1 rRNA gene is annotated in these 2,823 nt (G+C 50.5%); it reads right to left on the reverse strand.

The features are described 5' to 3' along the window. Positions 1 to 2,797 (reverse strand): 23S ribosomal RNA (locus DKK79_RS14245); the annotation flags it as partial. Between the last annotated feature and the right edge of the window lie 26 nt (positions 2,798 to 2,823).

Here is a 2,823-nt window from a genome sequence, read left to right on the forward strand (position 1 = left end):
TCTCATCAGGGAAAACTCATCTCGAGGCTAGTTTCGTACTTAGATGCTTTCAGCACTTATCTATTCCGCACGTAGCTACCGGGCAATGCAATTGGCATCACAACCCGAACACCAGCGGTGCGTTCACTTCGGTCCTCTCGTACTAGAAGCAAACCCTCTCAATTTTCCTACGCCCATGGCAGATAGGGACCGAACTGTCTCACGACGTTCTAAACCCAGCTCGCGTACCACTTTAAACGGCGAACAGCCGTACCCTTGGGACCTACTTCAGCCCCAGGATGTGATGAGCCGACATCGAGGTGCCAAACACCGCCGTCGATATGAACTCTTGGGCGGTATCAGCCTGTTATCCCCGGAGTACCTTTTATCCGTTGAGCGATGGCCCTTCCATTCAGAACCACCGGATCACTATGACCTACTTTCGTACCTGCTCGAGCCGTCACTCTCGCAGTCAAGCTAGCTTTTGCCATTGCACTAACCTCCTGATGTCCGACCAGGATTAGCTAACCTTCGTGCTCCTCCGTTACTCTTTGGGAGGAGACCGCCCCAGTCAAACTACCCACCAGACAGTGTCCCTTACCTCGATTCAGAAGTATAGGTTAGAACATCAAACATTAAAGGGTGGTATTTCAAGGGCGACTCCATGCATACTGGCGTACACACTTCTTAGTCTCCCACCTATCCTACACATTAAGGCTCAATGTTCACTGTCAAGCTATAGTAAAGGTTCACGGGGTCTTTCCGTCTTGCCACGGGTACACCGCATCTTCACGGCAAGTTCAATTTCACTGAGTCTCGGGTGGAGACAGCCTGGCCATCATTACGCCATTCGTGCAGGTCGGAACTTACCCGACAAGGAATTTCGCTACCTTAGGACCGTTATAGTTACGGCCGCCGTTTACTGGGGCTTCGATCAAGAGCTTCTGCTTACGCATAACCCCATCAATTAACCTTCCAGCACCGGGCAGGCGTCACACCGTATACGTCCACTTTCGTGTTTGCACAGTGCTGTGTTTTTATTAAACAGTTGCAGCCAGCTGGTATCTTCGACTGATTTCACCTCCATCCGCATGGGACTTCAATTACCATCAGCGTGCCTTCTCCCGAAGTTACGGCACCATTTTGCCTAGTTCCTTCACCCGAGTTCTCTCAAGCGCCTTAGTATTCTCTACCTGACCACCTGTGTCGGTTTCGGGTACGATTAACTATAACCTGAAGCTTAGAGGATTTTCCTGGAAGCAGGGCATCAATTACTTCACTACCTTAGTAGCTCGTCATCACGCCTCAGAGTCTTAGTGACCGGATTTGCCTAATCACACCCCTACACGCTTAACCCACCATCCAATAGGTGGTAAACCTAGCCTTCTTCGTCCCCCCATCGCAGTTATAGCCAGTACGGGAATATTAACCCGTTTCCCATCAGATACGCCCTTCGGCCTCTCCTTAGGGGTCGACTCACCCTGCCCCGATTAACGTTGGACAGGAACCCTTGGTCTTCCGGCGAGCGGGCTTTTCACCCGCTTTATCGTTACTTATGTCAGCATTCGCACTTCTGATACCTCCAGCATACCTCACAGTACACCTTCTACGGCTTACAGAACGCTCCCCTACCCAACACACTTTCGTGCGCTGCCGCAGCTTCGGTGCATAGTTTTAGCCCCGTTACATCTTCCGCGCAGGCCGACTCGACTAGTGAGCTATTACGCTTTCTTTAAATGATGGCTGCTTCTAAGCCAACATCCTAGCTGTCTAAGCCTTCCCACTTCGTTTCCCACTTAACTATGACTTTGGGACCTTAGCTGGCGGTCTGGGTTGTTTCCCTCTTCACGACGAACGTTAGCACCCGCCGTGTGTCTCCCATGATTAAACTTGTCAGTATTCGGAGTTTGCATCGGGTTGGTAAGCCGGGATGGCCCCCTAGCCGAAACAGTGCTCTACCCCCAACAGTTACTCATGAGGCGCTACCTAAATAGCTTTCGGGGAGAACCAGCTATCTCCCGGTTTGATTGGCCTTTCACCCCCAGCCACAGGTCATCCGCTAATTTTTCAACATTAGTCGGTTCGGTCCTCCAGTTAGTGTTAACCAACCTTCAACCTGCCCATGGCTAGATCACCGGGTTTCGGGTCTATACCCTGCAACTTTACGCACAGTTAATACTCGGTTTCCCTTCGGCTCCCCTATTCGGTTAACCTCGCTACAGAATATAAGTCGCTGACCCATTATACAAAAGGTACGCAGTCACTATTACCTAATGGCAACAGCTCCCACTGATTGTACGTACACGGTTTCAGGGTCTATTTCACTCCCCTCCTGGGGTTCTTTTCGCCTTTCCCTCACGGTACTGGTTCACTATCGGTCAATCAGGAGTATTTAGCCTTGGAGGATGGTCCCCCCATCTTCAGACAGGATATCACGTGTCCCGCCCTACTCTATAAGCTTCCACATCATGCATCTTCATGTACGGGACTTTCACCCTCTATCGTGCGACTTTCCAGACGCTTCCACTAACACATTATGCTACCCGCTTGGGCTCCTCCCCTTTCGCTCGCCGCTACTTAGGGAATCTCGGTTGATTTCTTTTCCTCGGGGTACTTAGATGTTTCAGTTCTCCCGGTTCGCCTCATCTGACTATGTATTCATCAGATGATAGTGCAGTGACCTGCACTGGGTTTCCCCATTCGGACATCAACGGTTATAGCGCCTTTTATCGACTTACCGTTGCTTTTCGCAGATTAACACGTCCTTCATCGCCTCTGATTGCCTAGGCATCCACCGTGTACGCTTAATTTCTTAACCTTACAACTCACAGTTGTCTTGGTTTT

The sequence above is a fragment of the Gilliamella apicola genome (assembly GCF_003202915.1).
In the GTDB taxonomy this organism is placed as follows: domain Bacteria; phylum Pseudomonadota; class Gammaproteobacteria; order Enterobacterales; family Orbaceae; genus Gilliamella; species Gilliamella apicola_Q.